Below are 6791 nucleotides of genomic sequence, written 5' to 3'. Positions count from 1 at the left end.
GGTGTGTACGGCGGCGACGCTGTCGGCGTACACGTCGGCCGGTACCTGGGCGCGGGGGTAGTGCGCCGGGAGCAGGTCGACCTTCAGCATCGCGGCGCCGACACCGGTGGGCGCGGCCGAGTCGGCGATCACCTCCGGATCGAGGAAGCTGTCGTGGTCGCCGAACTCACGCGGGTCGGGGTCGCTGGGCCGCGGGGGTTCGGGCCCGTCGGGGCCGAAGCGGGCGAAGCTGTCCGCCCGCACCACGCGGTGCGACCGCCCGGCGACGACGACCTCGTCGACCTTTTCCCGGTCGAGGATCTGCGCGGCGGCGGTCACCTCGGCGGCCAGGGCCGGGTCGGTGGTGTCGAGTAGCCGTTCCCGCAGCCGGTGGGCGAGGGTGGTGCGGGCGTCTTGCGGGGTGTCGTCGAACAGGGCGTGTACCTGCCATCGCCCGTCGCCGAGGTCCACCGCGTGCCCGAACAGCGGCGCCCCGATCCGGATGATCGGGTACGCCCGGGCGCGGGAGACGGCGTCGTGCTCGGTCACCGCGCCGACGGGATCGTCACGCCGGACGACCCGCACAACCGAAGGCTTCGGTGCCTCGTCCCTCACGGCACATCATTCTGTCGGCCGGCGACGGTGCTGTCATGCGGGCACGCGGTGCCCGGGCCGCGGCACGGGAGCGGGCAGGCCACGCGCACCACCTCGTTGACGAACGCAGGCGCAATGTGCGGGAAGCCTGGCCGGTCGATGGCACCGACTCCATGGGCGACCTACGGTGGGCTGTCACCGCGATCCGGCATAGCCGATTACCACGTAAATGAGTAGGGGCGTCTCTCGGCTGCGTGGTCAATCCGTTCGCTCGCTCCGCTGCGGCCGGCACCGATGGGGAGCTCGGTGACCGGACGCATCCGCGATTTGTGATCACGAGGAGAAGACCTAGGCACGCAAGCCCCGACGAGTGCGGCCTTCACCTGTAGTGCGGACTGTGGTTGCGCCGGGAACACGAACGGGACGGACTCGCGTGACGGGTCAGCGGCCTGCCTTCGCGTGGTACTCGTTCACGATCTCCTGCGGAATCCGGCCCCGGTCGGAGATGTCCTTACCGGCCTTTTTGGCCCACACCCGGATCGCCTTGTTCTGCTCACGGTCGGCGCTGGCAGAACCGTGACCACGAGCGGCGCGGCCACCGACGACCAAGCCGCCCCGGCCCACCTTCGCGCCGTGGGCGACGTAGGGACCGAACACCTCACGCAACTTGTCGGCGTTGTCGCTGGACAGGTCGATCTCGTACTGCACACCGTCGAGAGCGAACTTCACGGTCTCGTCGGCGTCGCCGCCGTCCAGGTCATCGACCAGCTTATGGATGATCTGCTTCGCCACGTCTGGGCACATTCCTTTCGAGTAGGGGTGGTCCTATCAACGTGTAAGCACAATAACCCGTACGGCACTCGCCACGTCAACAGGGTCTACTTAGCAGCTCATATTGACCGACCCGATCTCGCGAGAGAACCGCTCGCCGAACCACCTCGAATCTTCCTGCCGGGTAGGCGAATGGCGACTTTGTGTTGGCGATGGAAGCCTGATCCTCGTGGATGCGGCCTCCTGTATTCATCGGGAAGGATCGGGGTGGTCATTTCGGTGTCAATCCGTGACAGGTCGTGCGAGTTCCGTTGCCGCCGTGGGGGTCTCCGCTGTCGGGCAGGGGTGCGTCGACAACCCTGGGTGCCCAGTCCGAAGGCCTTCCCACGCCATCGCTTTGCTGATCATGAACATCGGCGGGGACGCGTGGGATGGAGCGCGGTCGGTCAACGCCGCGGTGATCGTCGGAACAAGTACCCCGGGCGAGGGATTGCTGCGCCGCACGACCAGTCGAGTGTGCCGCGGCACGCACCCGCTCGCGGCGGTGGTTGCGGCTGCGCCGCCTGGTCTTGTGGAAGCATCGATAAAAATGGTGGTGTGCATGCTCACGGGAGGTTCGGTGGGCGATCGGAAACGCAGTGGCCGCCGGCAGCGGCGGGAGCCCATCCGCCGGATGATTCCGCCCACCCGTGTGTCCGGCAGTCGGGGTCCGCGCCCGGCGAAGGCGGCGTTGATGCCGGTGTACGAGTGCAGTCCGATGTTCGGGCGCCCCGCCGAGGCGCCGGTGGGGATGATTCCGCTGCTCGCGGTCCTGGCCGTCCTGCACCAGGCGCAGAGCGGCAAGCCCGTGGGTACCTGTGTGCCGACGAGTCACCAGATCAGTGGGGCGCTGCGGCACCTCGGCTTCGACGCCGAGCCGGTCGCCGCGTGTGCGTCGCTGTATCGGGTGACCGAATCGTTCACTGAGGTGTCCGAGGTCGGCGTGTGGAAACGACCGCCGGTCGTGCACCCGATGGCACCACGAACGGGCACATGATCGTGTGGACCTCGTCGTTCGGGCAGCTCGTGGATGCCACCCTGGTCCAGGATCCGCTGCTGCTGACGGCAGCCCACGCTGACCCGGTCTACTCGACACCGGTGTTCGTCGAGGCTCCTGCCGACCGGGAGGAGTTCCTCGCGGCTCAGCCCGTCGTCTGGCTCGATCAACAGCTCTACGCATCCTGGCTGCTGCTGCCGGACTGGACGCCGCTGATGGACCCCGTCCTGGCGGAGTGCGGCTGGATCATCGAACTCGACGCGCTCGGTCTGGCAGTCGACGCGCTCCGCCTTTCAAATGTGCAGTGTTGGGTCTGGCCGGCTGGCGGCTGAGTTCGAGGTCGGGTTCGCGTGGCGGTAGCGTGACCGCGTGATCGACCCAGCACGGCTGTCGGCAACGAGCGCGACCGTGGACGCCGCGGCCACGAACAGGCCAAACTCGTCCGAGGTCGTACCTGGACGCACCGCCGTGCTGGTACCCGGCGGGCGCAACGGCCCGCACGCGCCGCTCCTAATGTTTTCAGCGGACGCGGCGGAAGCCCGCGGCGCCCAGATCTGGCCGATCTCCTGGACCCGCCGCGAAGACCCTGTCGACCTGACCCCGGGCGAGCGCGAAGCCTGGGTGGTCTCCCAGGTCGAACCCGTCCTCAACGAACTCGGCGACCCCCAGGCCGGAAGTTCGCCCCTGCTGATCGGCAAGTCACTGGGCAGCCACGCCGCCGTGATAGCGATGAAGCGAATGCTGCCGGCGGTCTGGCTCACTCCGCTACTCACCGCCGATCCGGTGGTGGCGGCGCTCCGCCAGGCAACCGCGCCGTGCCTACTCGTCGGCGGCACCGCCGACCCGTTCTGGGACGGTCCGCTCGCACGTCAACTCTCTGCGTATGTGCTTGAAGTCGAGGGCGCCAACCACGGCATGTACGTACCCGGGCCGCTGGCCTCCTCCGCTTCGGTGCTCGGACAGGTCGCCACGGTCGTTGAGGAGTTCCTCGACGGTGTGCTCTGGCCTACGACTCCGGCCCGGGATGTTGACCTTGGCTGAGCTTGTCTGGCTGGCCGGCGGCGGTACTCCGCGAGCGGTTCCAGGAGGTGATGGGCATGATGGCGGAGCGCCAGGCGGCATAGCGCGCACCCTAAGTATCAGCGCTGCGGGGATCGCGAGCCTTGCTGGCCGTTTGGGCTGCTTGTAGCAGCCGGTTGCTCTCACCGTTTCTGGTTCAGAAACTCCGCTGGTAGTGACCGATTCTGGCAACGGTTCTGGTGGCGAGTTGTGCGACTCCACCGCTGCCATCACCCGCTGTCGCGTCCAGCCTGTGGATTCTGCGGAGGGCGTCTGGCGGAGCCTCGTAGTCGTTGCCAACCTGCACGCCCTCGCCTTCACCGCCTTGACCCGTACCGACCGCCCTAATGGTTGCGCTACTTGGTCGGCGTACGGCGGCGGCCGGGCAGCATCCGAACCTACCTATCCGCAGGACGTGAAGGCTTGCAGTTACTCGTCGCGTTGGTTGGTCCACCAGTGCAGGGTTGCCTCACCGGAGAGAAACAGGTCGCAGGAGGTGTCGCCGCGGTTGATCGTGGCGTGGCGTGCGAGTTCGTCTCCGAACGGCCGGACACGAATACGGTCAGCGTCTCCGTTCCCGCCCAATGCAGCACCGTTATGCCGGCCGGCGTCATCGGCCCCCACGGCGTGTGGTTCACCCGATGCGCTACCGACGGCAGCAACGGCCTCACCTGCGTCACCCTCGACCGCCACGCGCCCGACCTGCGCCTCGCCCTGCACGTCGCCCGGCCGTGGCGGGCAACCGCTCGCGGCGGAGCCATCTACCGGCAGCGGCGTGTGGACGATCCGCGGAGCCGTGACCGCACGGTAGGCTAGTTGTTTCCATCGAAGACCGCCGTTGACGGTGATGGAGGGACAGCTTCGTGAATCCGCAGCAGCTCAGTGAGGTCAAGCGGGCGCTGGGGCGGCGGCTCGCCGGGTGGCGTAGGACGCGTGGGCTGACTCAGGACGATGTCGCCCGGCGGGTGCACAGCACTCGAAGCACCGTCGCTAACGTCGAGAGCGGTCGGCAGGTGGTGGACCGGGTCTTCTGGGTTCAGTGCGAGTCGCTCCTCAATGCTGGCGGCGATCTGATCGCCGGCTACGACGATTACCGATCCCTCGAAGTCCGGCAGAAGGAAGAGAAAGCCGAGGCGGCTCGCCATGCCCGCTGGGGAGCAGTTCTCGACCATCAGACGCTCGTCGAAGCGAGTTCACCCAACTGGGCTCCGGACCGTGCAACGCCAGCCGCGCCAGCGGGATGCCGCCTTACCTCCGGTGCCTGCCATGATCGCAGCTCAACAAGCCGCCCTGGCGCCGACCTTCAGGCCGTCGTGGACGACGTTGACGGCCTGCGCCGCTCGCTCAACGAGGCTCTGAGCCTGGGACCGATCACCGTAGCCGGACTCGACGAGTGGGAGCGGATCGTCACCCACCACGGCCGTGCGACTCGGGATCGCTCGGCCGACATGCTGCTCCGCGAGATCGCTGGCGACCTCACCGAGTTGAGAGAGGTCATCGGACGTCGTCCGTCGGCTTCTGCGCTGCGCCGTCTGACCGGGATGGCCGCGCAGATGTCGGGTCTGATGTGCCTCGTCCTGTGCAGGATCGACGAGCGGGCGGCGGCCCAACGGTGGGCGCGGACGGCCCGGCTCGCCGCCGTCGAGGCGGGGCACCCGGTGATCCAATCATGGGTGCTCGCGCAGGAGGCCCATGTGTACTACTACAGCGCGGACTTCGACGAGACTGTGAACCTCGCACGGCATGCGCAGGAGGTTGCCGGGCAGAAGGCATCCGTGGGAACCGTCCTGGCGGCGGCGATTGAAGCGCGGGCACTGGCCGCAACGGGCCGACGCGAGGAAACCCGGGCGGCCCTGGGACGCGCCGAGGAGTTCCTGTCCCATCTTGAAGGAGACGCTCTGAGCCACTCGGCGTTCGGGTACAGCGAGGCCCAACTGCGTTTCCACGAGGAGAACGCCTACACCCTTCTTGGAGACCTCAAGGCGGCACTCGCCGCCCAAGACCGGGCACTCGAACTCGGTTCTCCTGGCGACTACACCGACTGGGCGCTCACCCGACTGGACCGCGCCACGTGCCTCACCAAGACGGGCCACGCGTCTGACGCGCTGGATTCGCTCGCAGAGACGATCGGGAGCCTCGACGAGGCAAAGCGTCAGGGCATAATCGCTGAGCGGGCCTGTCTCGTCCTCGACGCGCTTCCGGCCGCACAGCGCTCCTCGTCGACCGCACGCGACCTGCGAGCACTGTTGACGATGGCCCGATAGAAAGGCGCAGTTTCGTGACCCTGGTAGCAGCCGCCGAGCCCGCCGACGTCGACGCGCTCGCCGCACTACTCCAGGAACTGGACACGTTCTACGGTGAGACCGAGGTCGAGCCACGTGACGTGCGGATCCGCCAAATCAACGAAGCGCTCTTCGATAACCCGCCCGTCGCCTACGCCGTGCTGGCCTGGGAGGCGGAGGCACTCGTCGGGCTCGCAACGTACTCCTTCCTGTGGCCTGCCGTCGGCCTCACCCGCTCGCTTTACCTGAAGGAGCTGTACGTGGCAAAGGCGGCCAGGGGGCAAGGAGTGGGGAAGCTCCTCATGGACCGTCTTGCCGAGGTGGCGGTCGCGAACTCCTGCAGCCGGATCGAGTGGACCACCGATCGGGACAACGCCCAGGCGCAGCGTTTCTACGAAAGCATCGGCGTCGCGCAGAACGGCAACAAGATCTTCTACCGACTTGAAGGACACCTGCTGCCGGCTTCAGCTGCCAAGTGACCTGCCGACGCCGCCGTGGTCAAAGCAAGGGACGGGCAGGTGGCGGTGCCGGCCGCTGCAGTTGAGATCGTCGGCGACCAGCCGTTGCGCCAGCGTTGTTTCCCCGCGCCGAACGCGCCGTTGACCCAGATCACTCGCACGGAACCGATCGCTCCCATCGCTATGACACGCCGATCTCCTAACGCTCGGCGGCTCGGCATGCTCCACCAGTAGCCGACAACGGATTTGTCGACCGGTGGCCGGTGGCTGTGGTCCGGGTGGGGCAGTACGGGCCGAGGGTCAGGCTGGTGTTGACCTGACTGTCCGACGGCTGCTTGGCCAGCAGGGCGATCGCCTGGTCGCCGCCGTTGCGGTCGTCGAGGCGGGCCGCACGGTGAGCCGAACCCGCTTCGACACCGCGTGCGGGTCGAGAGGAGCACCCTCGACATGAGTTTCCGTGCGGGCCGACCGGCGCCCAGTGCGCTTTGCAAGCTGGCTACGGCGTTCGGGCGGGAACCTTCTGGAGTTCGTTGAGGATGACCTCCCAGCGGAAGGTTTCATCGTTTTGGGATGGACGCAGTGCTTGGGTGGGGGTGAGGCGCACGCCATGGT

Annotated in this window: 7 protein-coding genes; 5 read left to right on the top strand and 2 right to left on the bottom strand. The window is 67.5% G+C overall.

What is annotated here, in order from left to right; translation table 11 throughout:
* Positions 1-564 (bottom strand): DUF5954 family protein (locus tag C1I95_RS30735; protein ID WP_267900729.1); only part of this gene is annotated, 564 nt, incomplete at its 3' end.
* 450 nt (positions 565-1014) lie between these two features.
* Entirely contained in the window at positions 1015-1365 is a 351-nt protein-coding gene (locus C1I95_RS30730; protein WP_111219166.1) for a histone-like nucleoid-structuring protein Lsr2, read from the bottom strand.
* A 376-nt stretch (positions 1366-1741) separates the two neighbouring features.
* On the opposite strand from C1I95_RS30730, the gene C1I95_RS36725 reads away from it, so the two are divergent.
* From C1I95_RS36725 to C1I95_RS30705, 5 genes are all read left to right on the top strand, one after another.
* Positions 1742-2380: a hypothetical protein gene (locus tag C1I95_RS36725; protein WP_233513988.1), complete on the top strand. Its 639-nt coding sequence runs from the start codon at positions 1742-1744 to the stop codon at positions 2378-2380.
* On the top strand, positions 2377-2712 hold the full coding sequence (locus tag C1I95_RS36720; RefSeq protein ID WP_233513987.1) for a hypothetical protein: 336 nt from the start codon (positions 2377-2379) through the stop codon (positions 2710-2712). The genes C1I95_RS36725 and C1I95_RS36720 overlap by 4 nt, the downstream gene beginning before the upstream one ends.
* A gap of 37 nt (positions 2713-2749) precedes the next feature.
* Entirely contained in the window at positions 2750-3421 is a 672-nt protein-coding gene (locus C1I95_RS30720; RefSeq protein ID WP_325048878.1) for an alpha/beta hydrolase, read from the top strand.
* Positions 3422-4302: 881 nt separating this feature from the next.
* The gene (locus tag C1I95_RS30710; protein ID WP_111219162.1) at positions 4303-5703 is read left to right on the top strand and encodes a helix-turn-helix domain-containing protein; all 1401 of its coding nucleotides are present in this window, start codon (positions 4303-4305) and stop codon (positions 5701-5703) included.
* Between the two features lie 14 nt (positions 5704-5717).
* Entirely contained in the window at positions 5718-6200 is a 483-nt protein-coding gene (locus C1I95_RS30705) for a GNAT family N-acetyltransferase (RefSeq protein WP_233513986.1), read from the top strand.
* Positions 6201-6791: the final 591 nt, after the last annotated feature.

The sequence above is a fragment of the Micromonospora craterilacus genome, from assembly GCF_003236315.1.
Classification (GTDB): Bacteria; Actinomycetota; Actinomycetes; order Mycobacteriales; family Micromonosporaceae; genus Micromonospora; species Micromonospora craterilacus.
Note: the sequence above shows the minus strand (reverse complement) of the source record. Positions and strands in the feature narration are given on the sequence as shown.